General features: G+C 52.9%; 19 protein-coding genes. 6 read left to right on the forward strand and 13 right to left on the reverse strand.

Going from position 1 to position 21,165, the window contains the following annotated elements; translation table 11 throughout:
* Window positions 1–53: 53 nt before the first annotated feature.
* A complete protein-coding gene (locus ACOZIO_RS22845) occupies window positions 54–662 on the reverse strand; it encodes a DUF1454 family protein (protein ID WP_129955298.1) in 609 nt (202 codons plus the stop codon).
* Between the two features lie 158 nt (window positions 663–820).
* Here ACOZIO_RS22845 and ACOZIO_RS22850 point away from each other — a divergent pair, with 158 nt between their 5' ends.
* Window positions 821–1,243, forward strand: coding sequence for a DUF805 domain-containing protein (locus tag ACOZIO_RS22850; RefSeq protein WP_129955299.1), 423 nt, complete (start codon window positions 821–823; stop codon window positions 1,241–1,243).
* Window positions 1,244–1,257: 14 nt separating this feature from the next.
* Here the strand turns inward: ACOZIO_RS22850 and fpr are convergent, their stop codons facing one another.
* Window positions 1,258–2,004, reverse strand: coding sequence for a ferredoxin--NADP(+) reductase (fpr, locus tag ACOZIO_RS22855; protein ID WP_421595749.1), 747 nt, complete (start codon window positions 2,002–2,004; stop codon window positions 1,258–1,260).
* Window positions 2,005–2,313: 309 nt separating this feature from the next.
* Between fpr and emrD the strand changes: the two genes are divergently transcribed.
* Window positions 2,314–3,507, forward strand: coding sequence for a multidrug efflux MFS transporter EmrD (gene emrD / locus ACOZIO_RS22860; protein ID WP_421595750.1), 1,194 nt, complete (start codon window positions 2,314–2,316; stop codon window positions 3,505–3,507).
* A gap of 54 nt (window positions 3,508–3,561) precedes the next feature.
* On the opposite strand, the gene glpX is transcribed toward emrD, so the two are convergent.
* The 3 genes from glpX to ACOZIO_RS22875 all read right to left on the reverse strand — a co-directional run bounded on the left by glpX (window position 3,562) and on the right by ACOZIO_RS22875 (window position 7,135).
* Entirely contained in the window at window positions 3,562–4,572 is a 1,011-nt protein-coding gene (gene glpX / locus ACOZIO_RS22865) for a class II fructose-bisphosphatase (protein WP_129955302.1), read from the reverse strand.
* Window positions 4,573–4,717: 145 nt separating this feature from the next.
* Complete coding sequence (glpK, locus tag ACOZIO_RS22870) at window positions 4,718–6,241, reverse strand: glycerol kinase GlpK (RefSeq protein ID WP_129955303.1); 1,524 nt, start codon at window positions 6,239–6,241, stop codon at window positions 4,718–4,720.
* Between the two features lie 45 nt (window positions 6,242–6,286).
* On the reverse strand, window positions 6,287–7,135 hold the full coding sequence (locus ACOZIO_RS22875) for an MIP/aquaporin family protein (RefSeq protein WP_129955304.1): 849 nt from the start codon (window positions 7,133–7,135) through the stop codon (window positions 6,287–6,289).
* Window positions 7,136–7,712: 577 nt separating this feature from the next.
* Between ACOZIO_RS22875 and zapB the strand changes: the two genes are divergently transcribed.
* Window positions 7,713–7,952, forward strand: a complete 240-nt coding sequence (gene zapB, locus ACOZIO_RS22880; RefSeq protein WP_129955305.1) for a septal ring assembly protein ZapB — start codon at window positions 7,713–7,715, stop codon at window positions 7,950–7,952.
* A gap of 64 nt (window positions 7,953–8,016) precedes the next feature.
* Here the strand turns inward: zapB and rraA are convergent, their stop codons facing one another.
* From rraA to priA, 7 genes are all read right to left on the reverse strand, one after another.
* Window positions 8,017–8,502, reverse strand: a complete 486-nt coding sequence (gene rraA / locus ACOZIO_RS22885; protein ID WP_129955306.1) for a ribonuclease E activity regulator RraA — start codon at window positions 8,500–8,502, stop codon at window positions 8,017–8,019.
* Window positions 8,503–8,622: 120 nt separating this feature from the next.
* Window positions 8,623–9,549 carry a 1,4-dihydroxy-2-naphthoate polyprenyltransferase gene (locus tag ACOZIO_RS22890; protein ID WP_421595752.1) on the reverse strand — a complete coding sequence of 309 codons (927 nt, stop codon included), beginning with the start codon at window positions 9,547–9,549 and terminating at the stop codon, window positions 8,623–8,625.
* A gap of 97 nt (window positions 9,550–9,646) precedes the next feature.
* Entirely contained in the window at window positions 9,647–10,981 is a 1,335-nt protein-coding gene (gene hslU, locus ACOZIO_RS22895) for an HslU--HslV peptidase ATPase subunit (RefSeq protein WP_129992182.1), read from the reverse strand.
* 11 nt (window positions 10,982–10,992) lie between these two features.
* Window positions 10,993–11,523, reverse strand: a complete 531-nt coding sequence (gene hslV, locus ACOZIO_RS22900) for an ATP-dependent protease subunit HslV (protein ID WP_015699184.1) — start codon at window positions 11,521–11,523, stop codon at window positions 10,993–10,995.
* Window positions 11,524–11,638: 115 nt separating this feature from the next.
* On the reverse strand, window positions 11,639–12,574 hold the full coding sequence (gene ftsN / locus ACOZIO_RS22905) for a cell division protein FtsN (RefSeq protein ID WP_421595754.1): 936 nt from the start codon (window positions 12,572–12,574) through the stop codon (window positions 11,639–11,641).
* Between the two features lie 99 nt (window positions 12,575–12,673).
* Window positions 12,674–13,702, reverse strand: coding sequence for a DNA-binding transcriptional regulator CytR (gene cytR, locus ACOZIO_RS22910; RefSeq protein WP_129955312.1), 1,029 nt, complete (start codon window positions 13,700–13,702; stop codon window positions 12,674–12,676).
* 203 nt (window positions 13,703–13,905) lie between these two features.
* A complete protein-coding gene (gene priA / locus ACOZIO_RS22915) occupies window positions 13,906–16,101 on the reverse strand; it encodes a primosomal protein N' (RefSeq protein WP_129955314.1) in 2,196 nt (731 codons plus the stop codon).
* Window positions 16,102–16,302: 201 nt separating this feature from the next.
* Here priA and rpmE point away from each other — a divergent pair, with 201 nt between their 5' ends.
* Entirely contained in the window at window positions 16,303–16,515 is a 213-nt protein-coding gene (gene rpmE, locus ACOZIO_RS22920) for a 50S ribosomal protein L31 (RefSeq protein ID WP_129955316.1), read from the forward strand.
* Window positions 16,516–16,667: 152 nt separating this feature from the next.
* On the opposite strand, the gene metJ is transcribed toward rpmE, so the two are convergent.
* The gene (gene metJ, locus ACOZIO_RS22925) at window positions 16,668–16,985 is read right to left on the reverse strand and encodes a met regulon transcriptional regulator MetJ (RefSeq protein WP_004392248.1); all 318 of its coding nucleotides are present in this window, start codon (window positions 16,983–16,985) and stop codon (window positions 16,668–16,670) included.
* 329 nt (window positions 16,986–17,314) lie between these two features.
* Between metJ and metB the strand changes: the two genes are divergently transcribed.
* Window positions 17,315–18,475, forward strand: a complete 1,161-nt coding sequence (gene metB, locus ACOZIO_RS22930; RefSeq protein ID WP_421595757.1) for a cystathionine gamma-synthase — start codon at window positions 17,315–17,317, stop codon at window positions 18,473–18,475.
* A 2-nt stretch (window positions 18,476–18,477) separates the two neighbouring features.
* On the forward strand, window positions 18,478–20,913 hold the full coding sequence (locus ACOZIO_RS22935) for a bifunctional aspartate kinase/homoserine dehydrogenase II (protein WP_129955319.1): 2,436 nt from the start codon (window positions 18,478–18,480) through the stop codon (window positions 20,911–20,913).
* Window positions 20,914–21,165 lie beyond the last annotated feature (252 nt).

Genomic DNA, 21,165 nt, shown 5'->3' on the forward strand with positions numbered 1-21,165 from the left:
ATAGAGATCATTGGTCATAAAGGCTTTGCTTTTTGTCATTAAAAACCGTCATCTCATGGCTCAGCAAGCGCCAGCTTGACCGGTTCAACGGCGAATGTCAGACCTTTTTCGCCATTGTCTGAAATGACAAAACGTACTGCGCCTACTTCCTGCTTATAAAACTGCTGACCTTTGCCTTTCTCGATCAGAGAAGCCACTCTCGCCACGCTTTGCTCAGTGGATAATGTGGCGTCGAACTGACGCATCAGGTTGGCCATATAGCTTATCGCCAGGGTGCGAGCGGCTTTTTCTTCAGCCCCCTGAATCGGCAGGTAAGTAATTTGCAGCGTTTTTATTTTGCCGGTGCCTTTTTCCAGCGCGGTCGACGCATACAGATTTTCGTTAATTTTGCTGGCAGCGCGGGTCAGGAAACTGTTGGGAGACTTATCGCTGATAGAACGGAACTCGCCAATCTGCTGAGTCGGATTAGCTTCATTATATCTGGCGCGAAAATTGATCAGCGTCGTTTCAAAGGTTGGCGCACCGGCAAGCAGGTAAGGGGCTTTTGGCATTTCTTCCGCGCCGGCGTGCTCTGCCGGCGGATCGGCCAGTGCAATATTCTGGCCGGTGAGCATAAGCAGCGCGGGAAGTGCCAGTCGTAATAAGGATTGAGCAACAGTCATAGGGCGTTTCTTATTTTATTTCAACAAACCGATTAAAGCGGGGAACGGGGGGTAATGTCAAAAGGAGTGCGTAAAGATTCTCGTCGTTGTTGTCCGTGGGGTACACTCCGGCTGGTTTAACAATTTACTCCCATTGTACTTTACGGAACGGACTGTCAATGACGTTACAGCATGCACTATTTTCTTTTAACGGCCGCCTGGGCCGACGTGATTTCTGGATGTGGATGGTCAGCTGGCTGATCCTGATGGTGGCTGACTTCTTTTTTGCCGCACAGGAATGGATTACCTATCAGTCCGCCGGATTCGCGCTGGTGGTTTTACTGTGGCCGACGGCGGCTGTGCTGGTGAAAAGATTACATGACCGTAATAAATCTGCCTGGTGGGCGCTGTTGTTTGTGCTGGCGTGGATGCTGGTGGCGGGGAACTGGGCAGCGGCGATGCCGCAGATATGGAGCTGGGTTCTGGGACGGCTGGCGCCTTCAGTGATTTTCATTATGTTGCTGATCGACTGCGGTGCGTTTACCGGCACGCCGGGCACAAATCGTTTTGGCCCGGAACCGGACGACGTTAAATTTCGCTAGTTTTCAGTCACTGCTTACCAGTAATGCTCGCTGGTCATATGACCCGGTTTACGTTTGAGGTGTTTGCGCATACCCCGCGTGTCTTTGAGTAACTGCTGTGTATCGCGAACCATCTGCGGATTGCCGCACAACATTACGTGGCTGTCCTCTGCCAGCATTTTCAGGCCGACAGTTGCTTCCAGCGCACCGCTTTCAATCAGCGCAGGAACTCGCCCGGTCAGCGAGCCTGAAATTTCCTCGCGACTGACCACGGTCTGTATATGCAGTTTGCCTTCATAACGGCGTTGCAGTTGCTGCATCAACGGCAGATAACTCAGATCGGCAGCAAAGCGTGCCGCATGAACCAGAACAATATTTTTGAACCGTTCCAGCCCCGTACCTTCCTGTAAAATCGACAGATACGGCCCGATGGCGGTGCCCGTTGCCAGCATCCATAAGGTTTCGCATTCGGGCACTTCTTCAATGACGAAAAATCCGGCGGCTTCCCTGGTGATGTTGATTTCATCTCCGGGCTGCATCACATGCAGATGCGGGCTGAGTTTTCCTTCCGGCACGTTGACCAGATAGAATTCCAGCTCACCGCTTGATGGCGGATTCACATAGGAATAAGCGCGCTGAACCCGCTCACCGTCAATATCCAGTGAAAGTTTGGCGAACTGGCCTGCGGTAAAAGGGTCAACGGGCGCATTGACCGTGATGCTGAACAAACTGTCAGTCCAGTGTTCAACTTTTTTGACTTTTCCTGTCACCCAATCAGCCATAAAAAACTCCCGTGGTTTCTGGTTTGTTCACGTGGTGCGAAATTATGTCCTGATTTTATTTCAAATTTTCCCGATCCCGTATCGGTTAAATGTTATCAGCCTGTTTATTACCGGTTAGTCAGTCTCGATTTCTGTACACCCAGCGTTACAGAAGTGGTTCCCGCCGCTGCCAGCGAACTGACAGAAGTCTTCCCCGCAGTACTCGCTTATTCATCTTAATTTGTTAACTTATGCGCCGCCGGTGTCTGGCTGAAATGATGGGTTATTTATTCTGCTCTTTTCCATACTTATCCGATAATGAACTGAAAAATGAAAAAACTGGAAAATATTCACCTGCTTATTATGCTCATTTTGCTGGTGGCTGTCGGGCAAATGGCACAGACCATTTATGTGCCGAATATTGCGGACATGGCCGTCAGTCTTGCCGTAAAACCCGGTGCCGTGCAGCGGGTAATGGCGGCATATCTGCTGACATACGGCGGCTCGCAACTGGTTTATGGTCCGCTTTCCGATAACGTTGGCCGTAAACCGGTGATCCTGACCGGCCTGATAATTTTCCTGCTTGGCGCGGCGGGCGCGATGATGTCAACGAGCCTGAATATGCTGATCGCTTTTGCAGCCATTCAGGGGCTGGGCACCGGCGTAGCAGGTGTGATGGCGCGAACCATGCCACGTGATTTATACAGCGGCGGCGCGTTACGCCATGCCAACAGTCTGCTGAACATGGGCATTCTGGTCAGTCCTCTGCTGGCACCGGTGATCGGCGGCGCTTTGTCGGCGTGGCTGGGCTGGCGTGCAAGTTTTGGGTTTCTGCTTATCCTGTGCGCAGGAGTGGCTTTTTCGATGTACCGCTGGTTGCCGGAAACCCGTCCTGAATTCACTGCCGATCATCCGCCGCGCAAAATGCTGGGCAGTCTGCGTTTATTGCTGGCCGATGCCAATTTCAGCCGTTATCTGGTGATGCTGGTCGGTGCGCTGGCCGGCGTGGCGGTGTTTGAAGCCAGTTGCGGAGTGCTGATGGGCGGCGTTCTCGGGCTGAGCGGTGTGATGGTCAGCGTCCTGTTTATCCTGCCGATCCCGGCAGCTTTCTTTGGTGCCTGGTATGCCGGGCGTACAGAGAAAAGTTTCCAGCAACTGATGTGGCATTCGGTCATCAGTTGTCTGCTGGCTGGTCTGGCGATGTGGATCCCCGGCTGGCTGGGTATCATGAATATCTGGACGCTGGTGGTGCCAGCTTCGCTGTTCTTCTTCGGCGCGGGTATGTTATTCCCGCTGGCGACCACCGGCGCAATGGAGCCTTTCCCGTATCTGGCAGGCGCTGCGGGTGCTCTGGTCGGTGGTTTACAGAATATGGGTTCAGGGCTGGTAGCCTGGATGTCAGCAATGCTGCCGCAAACCGGTCAGTTCAGTCTCGGGTTACTGATGTTTGCCATGGCAGTGCTGATTTTGCTGTGCTGGTGGCCGATGTCGAACCGCAGTCAGCATGAAGGGCATACGGCCTGATAGTGCAAAAGCAGGGCGCTGATGGCCCTGCTTTTTGATGACCGGAAGGAATGATTAGATAATAAATGCGTGCAACGCCGCGTCTTTACGGTCGAGGTAATGGGTGGAGCGGATACGGCGGATAGTGCGTGATTTACCCCGTATCAACAGTGTTTCGGTGGTCGCCATGTTCCCCTGACGGCTGATGCCTTCCAGCAGGTCGCCTTTAGTAATACCGGTCGCGGAGAAAATCACGTTATCGTTACGCGCCATATCATCAAGCAGCAGCACCTTACCGGCTTCAATTCCCATCACTTTACAGCGCGTCAGCTCTTCTTCGCCGATACGACGGTTTTCCGGTGTATCGCCTTTCACGTCATGCCGTGCCAGTAGCCGGCCCTGCATATCGCCATCCAGTGCGCGGATTACGGCGGCAGAAATTACCCCTTCCGGTGCGCCGCCGATGCCATACAGCACATCCACTTCGCTTTCCGGCATACAGGTCAGGATCGTCGCAGCCACATCACCGTCCGGAAACGCGAACACTCGCACGCCTGACGCCAGCATTTCGCGGATCGCATCGTCGTGGCGTGGTTTCGCTAAAACCGCGACAGTCAGTTCGGTGAGCGGCTTATTCAGCGCCTTTGCAATATTTGCGAGGTTTTCAGCCAGTGTCAGTTGCAGATCAATCGCCCCTTTCGCACCCGGCCCGACGGCAATTTTTTCCATGTACATGTCCGGCGCATTGAGGAAGGAACCTTTGTCGCCCACGGCCAGCACGGCCAGCGCGTTGGATTGCCCCATGGCCGTCATGCGTGTGCCTTCAATCGGGTCGACAGCAATATCTACCGCGTCGCCATTGCCGGTACCGACTTTTTCGCCGATGTATAACATCGGCGCTTCATCAATTTCCCCCTCACCAATCACGATGGTGCCATCAATATCAACTTTATTGAGCATGATACGCATGGACTGAACGGCAGCATTATCGGCAAGGTTTTTATCACCACGCCCCAGCCATTTGTAACCAGCCAGCGCAGCAGCTTCGGTCACGCGGGAGAACTCGATTGCTAATTCACGTTTCATTGGAAAGCCTGTAGAAAGAAAAAAGAGGTCGGTGAGACGAGGCTCATCTGTGCCGCAGATTTTAGCACAATGGGAAAAGGCACATAAAAAAACTCCCCAGGTGGGGAGTTTCAGAAAGAGGTGTTGGCGATAAAATACCCGGCGATTACTCGTCGTGATCTTCCCAGGAACGAACACGTGCCACCGCTTTTTGCCAGCCTTTATAGCGGACATTACGTTCCGTCGTTTCAATGCTTGGGCGGAATTCACGTTCGATAGTTGCTTTGCTGCGCACCTCTTCCAGATCGCTCCAGAAACCGACGGCCAGACCGGCGAGGTAGGCAGAACCCAGCGCGGTCACTTCCAGCACTTCAGGGCGCTCTACACGGGTGCCGAGAATGTCTGACTGGAATTGCATCAGGAAATTATTGGCAACCGCACCGCCATCCACTCGCAGCGCCTGCAGACGAGCGCCTGAGTCGGCTTGCATCGCATCCAGCACGTCGCGGGTCTGGTAGGCGATAGATTCCAACGTCGCGCGGATAATGTGGTTACTGTTCGCACCACGGCTCAGACCGAAGATAGCGCCGCGGGCATACGGGTCCCAATAAGGCGCGCCGAGGCCGGTGAAGGCGGGCACCACGTAAACACCATTGGTGTCTTTCACTTTCATGGAGAAATATTCGGAGTCGGTGGCATCGCTGAAAAGCTTCAGTTCATCTCGCAGCCACTGAATGGACGCACCGCCGACAAACACAGCACCTTCCAGCGCATAGTTCACTTCGCCGCGCGGACCGCAGGCGATGGTAGTCAGCAAACCATTTTTAGACGCTACCGCTTCAGTACCGGTATTCATCAGCAGGAAGCAACCGGTGCCGTAGGTATTTTTCGCCATACCCGGTTGGACACACAGCTGGCCATACAGGGCCGCCTGCTGGTCACCGGCGATACCGGCGATAGGGATACGCGTACCGCCTTTACCCCCGATGTTGGTCTGGCCGTAAATCTCAGAAGAAGGGCGAACTTCCGGCAGCATTTCACGCGGAATATCCAGCGCTTCAAGCATGCGCTCATCCCATTGAAGGTCATGGATGTTGAACAACATGGTACGTGAGGCGTTAGTGTAATCCGTCACGTGAACACGACCCTGCGTCATTTTCCAGACCAACCAGGTGTCGACGGTGCCGAACAGCAGTTCGCCGCGTTTAGCGCGTTCACGTGAGCCTTCAACGTGGTCGAGGATCCATTTCAGTTTGGTACCGGAGAAGTACGGGTCGATAACCAGGCCGGTGTTGTGGCGAATGTATTCTTCCAGACCGTCTTTTTTCAGCGTTTCGCAGATGTCAGCTGTGCGGCGGCATTGCCAGACAATCGCATTATAGATTGGCTTGCCAGTTTCTTTTTCCCACACAATGGTAGTTTCGCGCTGGTTGGTGATACCGATACCGGCAATCTGATCGGAATTAATGTCGGCTTTTGCCAACACTTCCACCAGCACCGAGCTTTGCGATGCCCAGATTTCCATCGGGTCATGCTCAACCCAGCCCGATTTCGGGTAGATCTGGGTGAACTCGCGTTGTGCCACGCTGACGATATTGGCATCGTGATCCAGAACTACGGCGCGTGAACTGGTTGTACCCTGGTCGAGTGCAACAATGTATTTTTTTTCGTGAGTCGTATCTGCTGACATAATATTCATCCTACGAATGAGTAAGCTGTGGAACAGTTTAGCCGATCAGGCCTTACGTTGTTTGGATGGCTGAGGTGCTTTTTCTTCTGCCGGTTCATTAATCTGATTTGGCAAATGGCGACCAATCAGCGCCTTGTAGGCGATGGCACCCAGAGAAGCCCCGAGCAACGGGCCAAAAATTGGCACCAGGAAATAAGGAATATCGCGCGCACCGGTGAAGGCAACCTTGCCCCAGCCAGCGAAGAAGGCGAACACTTTCGGACCGAAGTCACGGGCCGGGTTCAGGGCGAATCCGGTCAGTGGCCCCATGGATGCACCGATAACGGCGATCAGGATACCGATAAGCAGCGGTGCCAGCGGGCCACGTGGAATACCGTTGCCATCATCAGTCAGGCCGAGGATTAACGCCATCAGAATGGCTGTAATCACCGTTTCTACCAGAAACGCCTGCAATACGCTGATGTGCGGGTTCGGATAGGTAGAGAAAATACCGGCCAGATCCAGACTTTCGACGCTGCCGCGGACCATATTGTGGCTTTGCTCAAAATCGAAGAACAGATTGTAGTAAAGGCCATAAACCAGTGCAGCGGCGCAAAAAGCACCGGCGACCTGTGCCACGATGTAAGGCAGAACTTTGCGTCCTTCAAAGTTTGCAAACAAACAAAGTGCAACGGTCACCGCCGGATTCAGGTGTGCACCGGAGATGGCGGCTGTCAGGTAGATGGCCATTGCCACACCCAGACCCCAGATGATACTGATTTCCCACTGGCCAAAGGTTGCCCCGGCAAGTTTCATTGCTGCGACACAGCCCGCACCAAAGAAAATGATAAGCCCGGTACCCAGAAACTCAGCGATGCACTGACCTTTTAATGTGGAACTCATGGTTTGGCTCATAGTTTGATCCTGCTAAGGATGATGTTAATGGTTAGTTATAGTTTTTCTGTTATGTCGTTTGTGAACGTAATCGGATTTTGGCGTTCATCATTAAATGAGAACGTAATGTGAATTTATCGTTAACGAGCATAAACGAGAAATAGCGAAATCAAATTTTGTGTGTTGCGTCATAAAAATGAGCGATTTCGCGTATTGTCGGACCATGATGCCGCGCCAAAAGGCCTGGATTTAACATTTTCAGCGCGCGTTGCTGACAAACGAGCATCACTATTACGTGTTGCACGGTGGCTACGGTTATTCGGCATTAAAGGCTATTTCTGGCGTGTGACGCTGCTTTTTAGGCATTTCCTGATACCCGGCACTGTAAAATTGCAACAGACTGCGTGGATAGAGGGGTTGCGGGTAGACAGATCAAAGCTGGCTACATACAATCACCCGTTAAGACACCTGCCGGTTTTATGCAATTCTCTGATGAATTCGTTATAAAAATCGACGGAGTGCAGGAATTTTTGAGCCGTGTCCGGACGATGCGGCAGAACATAAGATGTGCGCCTTGCGAACATAAGGGGACCGAAAAATGTCATTTGAAGTATTTGAGAAATTAGAAGCTAAAGTTCAGCAAGCGATCGATACCATTACTCTGTTGCAGATGGAAATCGAAGAACTGAAAGAGCAGAACAACGCCCTGTCTCAGGAAGTTCAGCAAGCCAGCGGCAATCATGAGTCTCTGGTGCGTGAAAATGCGCAGCTGAAAGAAGAACAACACGTATGGCAGGATCGTCTGCGTGCACTGTTGGGAAAAATGGAAGAAGTTTAATGACTTCATATTCCAAATAAAAAAGGACGCCAAGGCGTCCTTTTTTGTTGTGCACAGAAGAAAATTATTCTATATCGAGCGGGTCTTCTGACAGCACGATACCGGTATTATCGGCATAAAGATGGTCGCCGGAGAAGAAGGTGACGCCGCCGAAATTGACACGAATGTCGCTTTCGCCGATTCCTTCACTGCCTGCGCCAGCCGGGATAGCCGCCATCGCCTGAATACCCAGGTCCAACTCTTCGAGATCGTCAACCTGACGGACTGCACCATAAATCACGATGCCTTCCCATTCGTTCTGGAACGCGAGGCGTGCCAGTCCGGCATCCAGCAGTGCGCGACGCACAGAACCGCCGCCATCAATCACTAACACACGGCCACGGCCGTTTTCTTCCAGCAGGTCATAAAGCAAGCCATTATCTTCGAAGCATTTCACAGTGGTGATTTGCCCGCCAAATGAAGTACGGCCGCCAAAGTTGGAGAACAAGGGTTCGACGACATTCACTTCTTCATGGTAGATGTCGCAAAGTTCGGAAGTATCGTATTTCATAGGTTTTCATCTGGTTGCTGCATGAATGCTCAGTATATCCCTTTCCGGCGGATGTTGGCAAAATCATCAATTGTTAAATGTGAAAAGTGACCTGATAAACGCACATCAGGCCAACTTTGTTCAATTGAGTAACAGTCCTACTGCAAACAAGACGTTAGTCAGCAACGCCGTTTTTACCATATGTTCCAGTAACGGGCGGACTTCGGTGGATGTTGTGGATTTCATCACCCGCGCCACATGTTTCGCCAGCATCGGAATCGCCAGAATAAACAGCCAGCCGGTCCAATGATGCAGGTATACGGCGGAGAAAATGACCAGACACAGCACGGCGGCGGTCAGGATGATAGTGTGATAACGGCGGGCGTTAACCGTCCCGAGGCGAACCGCCAGTGTATTCTTGCCATTGATACTGTCGGTTTCGATATCGCGCAAATTATTGATATTGAGCACGGCGGTGGAGAGCAAACCGGTTGCCGTCGCCGGAAGCATCACGATCCAGTCGAAATAGCCTGCCTGTAAATAAAACGTCCCCGCGACACTGATCCAGCCGAAGAAAATAAGAACGGAAATATCGCCAAGCCCCATGTAGCCATAAGGCCGTGTGCCGACGGTATAGGTAATCGCCGCACCAATCGACAGCAAGCCGAGAACCAAAAACCCGACCACATCACTGGGTTTATGGCAGGCCACGGCGATGAGCGCGATACCGCAAATTATGGTCAGCGCGATGGTCAGGATAATGGCGTGCTTCATCTGCGCAGCGGTAATCAGCCCCTTTTGCATTCCGCGCAGAGGGCCGACGCGATCCGGGGTATCGCTGCCTTTCTCTGCGTCCCCATAGTCATTCGCCAGATTCGACAGGATTTGCAGACAGCCGGCAGTCAGCAGTGCCAGCAATGCAATAAGCGGATGGAAGGTATTTTGCAGGCTGGCAATGGCAGAACCCATGACGATAGAGGCAAACGCCAGTGGCAAGGTTTTCGGGCGCAAGCTTTCCAGCCAGGCGCGGGCGGGCGTCGTCGGTGTGCAGGAAGTGATTATGCTCATAGATGATTTCGCTCAGGTGAAGAATCAGTCCGAAATCTAAAAAAAATCAGGGAGGCAAACGCCTCCCTGAAGATCACTTTCGGAACGTATGAGCAAATTATAAGATAAAACGGCTCAGATCTTCATCAGCTACCAGCTGGTCAAGGTGGCTTCTAACATAATCTGCATCAATGTTTATGGAGATTCCGTTACTTTCGCTGGCGTCGTAAGAGATATCTTCCATCAGACGCTCCAGAACGGTGTGCAGACGACGCGCACCGATATTCTCGGTGGTTTCGTTTACCTGCCATGCGGCTTCTGCAATGCGCCGGATACCGTCAGCGGTGAAATCAATGGTTACGCCTTCGGTCGCCATCAATGCTTTGTACTGATGTGTCAGCGAAGCACTTGGCTCGGTCAGGATACGTTCGAAGTCTTCAGTCGACAGCGCCTGCAGTTCCACACGAATGGGCAGACGACCCTGCAATTCTGGGATCAGGTCTGACGGACTGGCCGTCTGGAATGCGCCGGATGCGATGAACAGGATATGATCGGTTTTCACCATGCCATGCTTGGTAGACACCGTGCAGCCTTCCACCAGTGGCAACAGATCACGCTGAACACCTTCACGGGATACGTCAGGGCCTGAACTCTGACCGCCACGTTTACAGATTTTGTCGATCTCATCGATAAACACGATACCGTGTTGTTCAACGGCTTCGATCGCCTGTTCTTTCAGATCTTCCGGGTTCACCAGTTTCGCCGCTTCTTCTTCAATCAGCAGCTTCAGCGCTTCTTTGATTTTCAGTTTACGTGGTTTCTGTTTCTGAGCACCCATGCTCTGGAACATCGACTGCAACTGATTAGTCATTTCTTCCATGCCCGGCGGAGACATAATTTCAACGCCAATCGGGCCGGATGCCAGGCTGATTTCAATTTCTTTGTCGTCGAGCTGGCCTTCACGCAGTTTTTTGCGGAAGTTCTGGCGCGCAGCAGAAGGTTCCTGCGCTTCGTCAGGCTGCCCCCAGTTATTTTTAGCCGGCGGGATCAGTACGTCCAGAATACGTTCTTCGGCCAGTTCTTCAGCACGATAACGGTTTTTTTCAATAGATTGCAGACGCACCATTTTCACAGCGGAATCGGTCAGGTCGCGGATAATAGAATCCACTTCTTTACCCACATAACCGACTTCAGTGAATTTGGTCGCTTCTACTTTGATGAACGGCGCGTTAGCAAGTTTCGCCAGACGGCGGGCAATTTCGGTTTTGCCGACACCGGTCGGGCCGATCATCAGAATATTTTTCGGGGTGACTTCATGGCGCAGCGCTTCATCGAGCTGCATGCGGCGCCAGCGGTTACGCAAAGCAATGGCCACGGCGCGTTTCGCTTTATCCTGGCCAATGATGTAACTGTCTAATTCGCTGACAATCTCGCGCGGGGTCATCTCAGACATAATTTCGATCCTTACGCTTTAGAAGATAATTCTTCGATAGTGTGGAAATGGTTGGTATAGATGCAGATGTCACCGGCGATGCTCAGCGATTTTTCAACGATGTCGCGCGCTTCAAGCTCGGAATTTTCCAGCAATGCGCGTGCCGCGGCCTGGGCATACGGGCCACCGGAACCGATGGCGATCAGGTCGTTTTCCGGCTGGATAACATCGCCGTTACCGCTGATGATAAGCGACGCGTTTTCATCCGCGACGGCCAGCAAGGCTTCCAGACGTCGCAGCATGCGGTCGGTTCGCCAGTCTTTTGCCAGTTCAACGGCAGCTTTCACCAGATGACCCTGATGCATTTCCAGCTTGCGCTCGAACAGCTCAAACAGCGTGAAGGCATCAGCCGTGCCGCCAGCAAAGCCCGCAATCACTTTGTCGTTATACAGGCGACGTACTTTTTTGACGTTGCCCTTCATGACGGTATTTCCCAATGTGGCCTGGCCATCACCACCGATAACGACCTTGCCGTTGCGGCGTACACTTACAATTGTTGTCACGAGCGGTTCCTCGTTGCAGACTGAAAAGATCCCCGCAGGCTTGGGGGACACGTCGGGTGTCTCACAAGCTTACGAGGCATATTGAAAGTATAGATTGGGGAAGGATTACGGGTTTTCAACCCCCGGTTGCGAGGGGTATGCAACCGGAGATGCCTGCGCTCTTCAGGCGGGATAAGGTGCTGTCTGCACCGGAGCGATTGTTGTAAGGGCCGATCACCACGCGGTTCCAGCCACCGCCGGTAGTGATCCGGCCTTCAAAGCCTTCAAATGCCAGCTTCGCGCGCTGCGATTCTGCCTGTTCCGTACCTTTGAAAGAACCACACTGCACCATAAAGCGTTGGGTTTTTTCCTGTGCTTTTGGTTTTTCCGGCTCAGCCTGAGTAATGGCGGCTGGCTGTTGCGGTTTCGGTACTTCTTTCACCGGCTCTTTAACCTGTGGCTTCGGTTTTGGCTGCGCTTGCACCTGAGCTTGCGGCGCGCGTACCGGCTGCGTTTGTGGCGTATACGTCGGCTGCGGCTGAACCTGGCGCGGCTGAGTTTGCACCGGTTGTTGCTGTGCGTATGTTGGCTGCTGTTGTTGAACCTGGCGCTGATTATGTGCCGGCGCCTGCGCCACCTGGTTAGGGTCGTTATACGGCACTTCAGACAACTGTGTTGGCGTCTGGCGCATATCGGCCTGCATCTGTTCGAGAAGCTGGCGCTGTTCCGGCGTCAGTTGTGTTTTGGATTCGACCTGCCCGCCCGCTGTCGGTTCTGTCGGCGTGGTCACGCCCATCTGGCGGTTTTCCAATTCTTTAATGTAACGCCAGCGTTCTTCCGGTTTAGGCGGCAATCCATTACCCGGACGGACAGCGTGCGTTGGCAACACTGTCGCTTCTTCACGTTTATTGTGCGCAATAAAATAGAGGCCACCGACAAACACCACCAGTACCGCAACGGCTAACACCACCATGGTTTTGGAGATCGTTGTGGAACTGCGTTTTTTACTCCGGCTGGTACTTTTCCGCCGCGCTCCTGAGCGCCCACGGCTTACATAGTCTCTTTGTGCCACTATCGTTTCGCTGTGTCGTGATGAATGAAGAAGTGCGTCATGTTACTCAACCCTGAACATTTACTGAAACTAAAACTGTCGAAGAACATAAAAACGGACTCACGCTTTGGGGGCAGCGGTGCTTTCCCGCACCACCAGCTCGCTATCAAGCAACAGTGAACCGTTTTGTACCGGATTCCCCTGTAACTGCTCAAGTAATAATAACATGGCCTGACGGCCAAGCTGGAATCTCGGCTGCGCAACGGTGGTCAGCGGAGGATCGGTATACTGGCTGGCCTTAATGTCATCGAAACCGACAACCGACAAATCCTGCGGAATGCGCAGACCCATTTTTTTCGCCTGGAACATAGCGCCAATCGCCATCACATCGTTGTGACAGAAAATCGCCGTCGGCGGGACGGGCAGTGCCATCAGCTCGGTGACGGCTTGCGCCCCCGATTCATAGCTGAAATCGCCATCAATGGTCAGCGAACTCTCGACACTCAGTCCGTTGCGGCGCAGTGCCTGTACATAACCTTGCGAACGGTACTGGCACAACGGCATATGTTTCGGGCCGGCGATGCAGGCAATACGCTGATGCCCCAGTTTAAGAAGATAATGCACGGCTTCGAACGCGGCTGTCAGGTTATCAATATGGACTGTCGGCAGTTCAAGTTCCGGCGCAAATTCATTGGCCATCACCATCGGCGGTAAGTTGCGTTGTTCTTCTTTACTGGCATCGAAAGGTAAATCAGAGCCAAGCAGGAGCATACCGTCAATTTGCTTGGTAATAATCAGATTGATAAAGGTTTTCTCTTGCTGATTTTGGTGAGCACAATCTCCGATCAACACCAGATAACCGCTTTCGGCGGCTGTACGCTCGATCCCCTGGATCAGGTCGGCGAAAAACGGATCGCAAATGTCGGGGACGATCACCAGAATAGTGCGTGATTCATTACGTTTCAGATTGCGGGCCAGTGCATGAGGAGAATACCCTACGGCCATCACAGCCTGATCAACTTTCTGACGGGTCGCGGCGGAGACTTTCTCCGGATTCATTAACGCACGGGATACGGTTGCTGTTGAAACGCCTGCCTGTTCAGCCACATCTTTCATTGTTGCGGCGGGTAATTCTTTCTTGTGCTCCAACGTCTCTCTCCTTGCAACAGCATCAAACTGACACAACAACATCAACATTCCTCACCTGGCTACGCATGATGTGTAGCTCATCACATTCTAAACAGAATGTGAGTAGGATTTGTTACCTAATTTGCATTAAAAGTGTGACGCAGATGCTTTTTTCGATCCATCACGCAAAAAACCTGACTCTTTATGCATATTTGCTTTGGAGATCAGCTATCAATCGGATCGACATCCAGGGTCCATTTCACTTTTTTGGCTTGTGGCAGACTTAAAATCAGCGGCTGGGAGCTTTTGATCAGATGCTGCAAAACGCGACGTGAAGGGTGCTGCAATAAAAGCTGCCAGCGGAAGCGTCCGCTGCGTTTGGCTTGTAACGCAGGAACCGGCCCCAGGATCCACAGCGAATCATCTTTCAGCGGACTGGATTCGATCAGATTGCGTAACTGCTGAAGAAACAGCGCCGATTGCTGATTATCGTGGTCTTCCGAACGGATCATAATATGGCTGGTATAGGGAGGAAGAAAGACGCTTTTGCGCTCCGCCAGCGTCTGTCTGGCAAACTCGTCGTAGCCCTGTTGCAACAATACCTGCAGTAGAGGATGTTCGGGATGGTGAGTTTGTAATACCACTTCCCCTTGCTTACCTGCGCGACCGGCACGGCCTGACACCTGCGTATAAAGCTGGGCAAAGCGCTCGGCAGAACGGAAATCCGCTGAGAACAAGGCACCGTCTACATCCAGCAGTGATACCAGCGTGACGTCAGGGAAGTGATGCCCTTTTGCCAGCATTTGCGTACCGATAAGAATACGTGCGCCGCCACGATGGACTTCACTCAGATGCTGTTCCAGTGAACCTTTACGGCTGGTGGTATCGCGGTCAATCCGCGTGATAGGCGTATCCGGGAACAACGGTGCCAGTTCATTTTCCAGCTGTTCTGTACCGACGCCGACCGAGACCAGTTGTGTTGAGCCGCAATGCGGACACTGATGCGGCACGGCGCGCTGACTGTCACAATGGTGGCAGCGCAGCTGACGCTGATTCTGGTGCAGGGTGTAATAGTGATCGCAGCGCTGACATTCGGCTATCCAGCCGCACTCATGGCATAGCAGGGCAGGCGCATAGCCACGGCGGTTGAGGAACAACATCACCTGATTATCGGCCTTCAGGTGCTCCTGCATTTTCTGGATCAGCGGTTGAGACAGCCCGACTTTTAGCTGCAACCCTTTTAAATCCAGCAAATTTTGCCGGGCGAGTTTGGCATTTCCGGCTCGTTTGGTCAGTCTGAGCTGGCGATATTTTCCCCGTTCAACATTGTGCAGTGTTTCCAGAGCCGGGGTTGCCGAGCCCATAATAATCGGAATATTTTCAGCGTGAGCGCGGTATACCGCCAGATCACGGGCGTGATAGCGCCAGCCTTCCTGCTGCTTATAAGAACTGTCGTGTTCTTCATCAATGATAATGACACCAAGGCGTGCAAACGGCGTAAACAGCGACGAGCGGGTGCCAATCACAATGCCTGCTTCGCCATTGCGCGCCCGCAGCCAGACGGCGAGGCGTTCGCTGTCGTTCAGACCGGAATGGAGTACATCCACCGGCGCACTGAAACGCTCGCGAAAACGCGCGATGGTTTGCGGCGTCAGGCCAATTTCCGGCACCATCACCAGCGCCTGCCGACCTTGCGCCAGAATGTTTTCCAGCACACTCAGATACACTTCGGTTTTACCCGAGCCGGTCACACCGGCCAGCAACCAGGCGGAAAATTGTTGATCTTCACTGCGGATCGCACCGACGGCGGTGGCCTGCTCGGTATTGAGCCGTAAACGCTCACCGATCACCGAGAAATCCAGCCGCCAGTCGTGCGTGGCGGGCGCGATACTGCGTAAATCCGTCAGCCCTTTGGCACGGAGTGCCTGCAAGGCGGTATCAGTAAGATCCAGGTCGGCGACCTGATGACGATACAACGGTTTTTGCATCAGTGCGGCCATTGCCTGCTGCTGTTTGGGTGCCCGTTTCAGGCTGTCGAGCGGCGTGGCCCGCCCCTGCTCGGTGGCGAACCATTGCCACAGTGGCGTAAGTTCAGCGGCTTTTCCCTGACGTAATAACACCGGCAGCGCATGGAACAGCACTTCGCCGATCGGATAATGATAATAGTCGGCAGCCCAGAACAGGATACGCCACAAATCGGGGGTAAACAGGCTGGCACTGTCGAGGACTTCCCGTACCGGTTTCAGTTTTTCCAGGCCAAATTCGCTGAAGTCACTGACTTTGGTCACGATGCCGATGGCGTCACGTTTACCGAAAGGCACACTGACCCGGCAACCCGGTGAAACCTGCATATCAGGCGGCAACAGATAGTCAAAAGTACGGGCGAGCGGGACAGGTAAAGCAACGTGGGCAACAGGCATTGGGGGTCCAGACTATAAAAAAATGACGAGATAGTGTACACTGTGTCCTTCGAAATGCATGAACATCATTGCGCGGTACTCAGAGATTCTGTATGATTCGCCGCCTTTGGTGCATTTCGTACTCAAAGCCTATCATCCACTACGCGTGGTGTCTGACAGAACAGGGTTGGATAGCGACGCGGCCTTAAGAAGAGGTTTTCCATGAAACAAGGTATTCACCCTAAATATGTAGAAATTACTGCAACTTGCTCATGCGGTAATGTTATCAAAACTCACTCAACTGTGGGTCACGATCTGAACCTGGACGTTTGTGGCGAATGTCACCCGTTCTACACTGGTAAGCAACGTGAAGTGGCTACCGGTGGCCGCGTTGACCGCTTCAACAAGCGTTTCAGCGTTCCAAGCAGCAAATAAGCTTCGCTTGAGAGCAAAAAAAGGCGCCTTTGGCGCCTTTTTTGTTGCCTGCCGTTTCACTTCCTGACAAACAATTTTTTTCTCACAAAGATACTGAAAAAACGCGCGACGGGGTCGCACGGTCTTTTCAGCATATCTCTGCGTTGCAGCGATCAGTATTCCCAGGTATCAGGATCCACACCCAATTCACGCATCAGGATCTTCGCCGCTTCCGGTATTTCGTCACTGCGTTCTTTACGCAGGTCTTCGTCATTCGGCAAAGGCTGGCCGGTGAAGGCATGCAGAAAAGCCTCACATAATAATTCACTGTTGGTCGCATGACGCAGGTTGTTCACCTGCCGACGGGTGCGTTCATCGGTGAGAATTTTGAGGACTTTCAGCGGAATGGATACCGTGATTTTCTTAACTTGTTCGCTTTTCTTACCGTGTTCAGCGTAAGGGCTGACATATTCGCCGTTCCACTCAGCCATGGGACACCTTAAATTTATCAAAAAATAAAATTCTGAAAACCGCGTGATTATGCCCGATTTTCCCTGTTCTCACTAAGTAAATGTCGGAATTTAACAGGGATATCTCACGTTTTCCCTGCGGCACTGTTCATTTTGCTACCTTGCGCTTAAATCTTCCGGCGCGACACATCTGCCTGACATCTTCATTAATGGCATAATTTTAGCGGGTATTGCGCTGTTGCTCAATCTATACGCAAAGAAGTTTAGATGTCCAGATGTATTGACGTCTATATCTCCGGCGGTTACTCTTTCTATCCTCATCCTTCGCAATTCGTCAGGAATAAACGATTATGACGCACAAGCAAGCCACCATTGCCGTGGGCAGTGGCCTGAACAATGATCAGCAATATGGTTGTGTAGTTCCGCCAATCTACCTTTCCAGCACCTATAACTTTGAAGATTTCAACCAGCCAAGAGCGCATGACTATTCCCGTCGCGGCAACCCGTCACGCGATGTTGTCCAGCGGGCGCTGGCTGATCTGGAAGGCGGTGCCGGTGCGGTTCTGACCAGCAGTGGGATGTCTGCCATTCACCTGGTGTGTACGGTATTCCTGAAACCTGGCGATTTACTGATTGCGCCGCATGACTGCTACGGCGGTAGCTATCGTCTGTTCGACAGTCTGAGCAAACGTGGCGCGTATCGCGTACTGTTTGTGGATCAGGGTGATCCGCAGGCGCTGGCGGATGCGCTGAAAGAAAAACCGAAGCTGGTGCTGATTGAAACCCCGAGCAACCCTTTGCTGCGTGTGGTGGATATACAGGCGATTTGCGATGCCTCACGTGCCGCCGGTGCTCTGACGGTAGTGGACAATACCTTCCTCAGCCCGGCGTTGCAGAACCCGTTGCAGCTTGGTGCGGATTTAGTCGTCCATTCCTGTACTAAATATCTGAACGGGCATTCTGATGTGGTCGCCGGTACGGTAATATCTAAGACCGCAGAACACGCGACAGAGCTGGCATGGTGGGCGAACAACATTGGCGTGACCGCCGCAGCCTTTGACAGCTACCTGTTATTGCGGGGTTTGCGCACATTAGCGGTTCGTGTGAAACAGCAACAGGAAAATGCCCTGGCGATTGTGGCTTATTTACAGAAACAATCGCAGGTTAAAAAGCTGTATCATCCGTCGCTGCCGGAAAACCAGGGACATGAAATTGCCCGCCGTCAGCAACGTGGCTTCGGTGCCATGATCAGTTTTGAATTTAACGGAGATGAAGCTCAGTTGCGCCATTTCCTGAAAGAATTGAAGTTATTTACCCTCGCAGAATCACTGGGGGGCGTCGAAAGCCTGATTTCTCATACCGCGACCATGACACACGCTGGCATGGCGCCGGAAGCGCGCAAAGCCGCCGGGATTTCTGACAGCTTGCTCCGTATTTCTGTAGGTCTTGAAGACAGCGAAGATTTGATTGCTGATCTGGAAAATGCATTCCAGTCAGTGGCAACGAGGTAAGTATGAATGCAATAGCGGTTGCAGCGCCGGCGGGAAGCCGTCAGTTGCACAAGTTTGGTGGTAGCAGTCTGGCCGACGTGAAATGTTATCTGCGCGTCGCCGGTATTATGGCCGAGTATGCGAAGCCGGGTGACATGATGGTGGTGTCGGCGGCTGGCAGTACAACTAACCAACTGATCAGCTGGCTGAAGCTCAGCCAGACAGACAGACTTTCCGCGCATCAGGTTCAGCAAGCTTTGCGCCGTTATCAGAGTGATTTGATAACCGGCCTGTTGCCGCCGGAAATGGCCGAACCGCTTATTGCTTCTTTTATTCATGATCTCGAACGTCTGGCTGTTTTGCTTGACGGCAAAATGACCGATGCAATTTATGCTGAAGTGGTAGGGCACGGCGAAGTCTGGTCCGCACGCCTGATGTCTGCGGTGTTATGCAAACTGGAATTACCGGCCGCCTGGCTGGATGCCCGTGAATTTCTGCGGGCTGAACGTGCTGCACAACCTCAGGTTGATGAAGGCCGTTCTTACCCGCTGCTGCAACAACTTCTCGCGCAGCACCCTCAGCAATATCTGGTGGTGACCGGTTTTATTGCCCGCAGCGACGCGGGTGAAACCGTGCTGCTTGGCCGTAACGGCAGTGACTATTCCGCCACCCAGATTGGTGCACTGGCGAATGCCAGCCGCGTGACCATCTGGAGTGACGTGGCCGGCGTCTACAGCGCTGACCCGCGTAAAGTAAAAGATGCCTGTCTGCTGCCCTTGTTGCGTCTCGATGAAGCCAGTGAACTGGCACGCCTGGCCGCACCGGTTCTTCACACCCGTACTCTTCAACCGGTTTCCGGTAGCGATATCGATTTACAGCTGCGTTGCAGTTATCAGCCGGAGCAAGGATCAACGCGTATCGAACGTGTACTGGCTTCCGGCACCGGTGCGAAAATTGTCACCAGTCACGATGATATTTGTCTGATCGAAATGGTCATTCCGTCAGGTCATGATTTCGGTCTGGCGCAAAAAGATGTCGAACTGCTGCTCAAACGGGCGCAGATCAAACCGCTGTGTACCGGCATTCATCCTGATCGTAATTTACTGCAACTGTGCTACACCTCTGAAGTGGCGGGCAGTGCGTTGCAGGTTCTCGAAGATGCGGCCCTTCCGGCGCGTCTGACGCTGCGTGAAGGGCTGGCGCTGGTGGCGCTGGTCGGTGCGGGCGTGTGCAAGAACCCGCTGCACAGTCACCGTTTCTATCAGGAGATGAAAGATCAGCCGGTGGAGTTTATCTGGCAGGCCGAAGACGGTATCAGTCTGGTGGCCGTGCTGCGTATCGGCCCGACCGCGCACCTGATTCAGGGGCTGCACAAAACGCTGTTCCGTGCTGAAAAGCAAATCGGTCTGATGCTGTTTGGTAAAGGCAATATCGGTTCACGCTGGCTGGAACTGTTCGCCCGTGAACAAAAGAATATTTCTGCCCGCAGCGGTTTTGAGTTTGTACTGGCGGGTGTGGTTGACAGCAAGCGTAGCCTGCTCAATTACGACGGGCTGGACGCCAGCCGTGCTTTGGCTTTCTTTGATGATGAAGCGCAGGCACACGATGAAGAATCGCTGTTCCTGTGGATGCGTGCGCATCCTTATGACGATTTAGTGGTTCTCGATGTCACCGCCAGCGCTGAACTGGCAGATCAGTATCTGGATTTTGCCAGTTACGGTTTCCATGTTATCAGCGCCAATAAACTGGCGGGGGCATCGGATACGAATAAATATCGTCAGATCCGCGACGCGTTTTCCAAAACTGGCAGCCACTGGTTGTATAACGCCACGGTAGGTGCCGGTTTGCCGGTCAACCATACGGTGCGCGATTTACGTGAAAGCGGTGACAGCATTCTGGCCATCAGCGGAATTTTCTCCGGTACCTTGTCATGGCTGTTCCTGCAATTCGATGGCACGCTGCCGTTCACCGAACTGGTGGATTTAGCCTGGCAGCAGGGGTTAACGGAGCCTGATCCGCGTGATGATTTATCCGGTCAGGACGTCATGCGCAAGCTGGTGATCCTGGCGCGTGAGGCCGGGTATGATATTGAACCGACGCAGGTTCGTGTGGAATCGCTGGTGCCGGAAAGCTGTGTGACCGGATCGGTTGATCAGTTCTTCGAAGACGGTGAGGCGCTGAACCAGCAAATGCTGCAACGTCTGGAAGCGGCCCGCGAAATGGGTCTTGTGCTGCGCTATGTGGCGCGTTTCGATGCTAATGGCAAAGCGCGTGTGGGTGTTGAAGCCGTGCGCGACGACCATCCTCTGGCTGCGTTGCTGCCTTGCGATAACGTGTTTGCTATCGAAAGCCGCTGGTATCGTGATAATCCGCTGGTGATCCGCGGGCCGGGCGCAGGGCGTGACGTCACCGCAGGTGCGTTGCAGTCTGATCTTAACCGCTTGACGCAACTTCTGTAATTCCCTGCGCCTGTCCTTCTCATGGGAATGGGGGGCGAAGTGGTCTGCTAAACCCCCTCCCAGCCTCCCCTTCGCAGGGGGAGGAGCTTAATTCCCCCCAGCAAAACGTCCTCAAAATGAAATTCTTTCAGAAAGCGTGAATATTAATCATCCCCTGGCCTCATTTTAACGTTGACACTTTGCCCGCTTTCCGTCATTTTCTATCTATACGTTTAGACGTCCAAACGTCCATTATAACGAACCATAATCAAA

Source organism: Rahnella sp. PD4, assembly GCF_049199325.1.
GTDB classification, from domain to species: domain Bacteria; phylum Pseudomonadota; class Gammaproteobacteria; order Enterobacterales; family Enterobacteriaceae; genus Rahnella; species Rahnella perminowiae.

Coding starts and splice junctions, on each gene's coding strand:
- ACOZIO_RS22845 (WP_129955298.1), bottom strand. CDS start 662: ATGACTGTTGCTCAATCCTTATTACGACTGGCACTTCCCGCGCTGCTT.
- ACOZIO_RS22850 (WP_129955299.1), top strand. CDS start 821: ATGACGTTACAGCATGCACTATTTTCTTTTAACGGCCGCCTGGGCCGA.
- metB (WP_421595757.1), top strand. CDS start 17,315: ATGACGCACAAGCAAGCCACCATTGCCGTGGGCAGTGGCCTGAACAAT.
- priA (WP_129955314.1), bottom strand. CDS start 16,101: ATGCCTGTTGCCCACGTTGCTTTACCTGTCCCGCTCGCCCGTACTTTT.
- fpr (WP_421595749.1), bottom strand. CDS start 2,004: ATGGCTGATTGGGTGACAGGAAAAGTCAAAAAAGTTGAACACTGGACT.
- rpmE (WP_129955316.1), top strand. CDS start 16,303: ATGAAACAAGGTATTCACCCTAAATATGTAGAAATTACTGCAACTTGC.
- ACOZIO_RS22875 (WP_129955304.1), bottom strand. CDS start 7,135: ATGAGCCAAACCATGAGTTCCACATTAAAAGGTCAGTGCATCGCTGAG.
- ACOZIO_RS22890 (WP_421595752.1), bottom strand. CDS start 9,549: ATGAGCATAATCACTTCCTGCACACCGACGACGCCCGCCCGCGCCTGG.
- hslU (WP_129992182.1), bottom strand. CDS start 10,981: ATGTCTGAGATGACCCCGCGCGAGATTGTCAGCGAATTAGACAGTTAC.
- glpX (WP_129955302.1), bottom strand. CDS start 4,572: ATGAAACGTGAATTAGCAATCGAGTTCTCCCGCGTGACCGAAGCTGCT.
- emrD (WP_421595750.1), top strand. CDS start 2,314: ATGAAAAAACTGGAAAATATTCACCTGCTTATTATGCTCATTTTGCTG.
- metJ (WP_004392248.1), bottom strand. CDS start 16,985: ATGGCTGAGTGGAACGGCGAATATGTCAGCCCTTACGCTGAACACGGT.
- ACOZIO_RS22935 (WP_129955319.1), top strand. CDS start 18,478: ATGAATGCAATAGCGGTTGCAGCGCCGGCGGGAAGCCGTCAGTTGCAC.
- zapB (WP_129955305.1), top strand. CDS start 7,713: ATGTCATTTGAAGTATTTGAGAAATTAGAAGCTAAAGTTCAGCAAGCG.
- glpK (WP_129955303.1), bottom strand. CDS start 6,241: ATGTCAGCAGATACGACTCACGAAAAAAAATACATTGTTGCACTCGAC.
- rraA (WP_129955306.1), bottom strand. CDS start 8,502: ATGAAATACGATACTTCCGAACTTTGCGACATCTACCATGAAGAAGTG.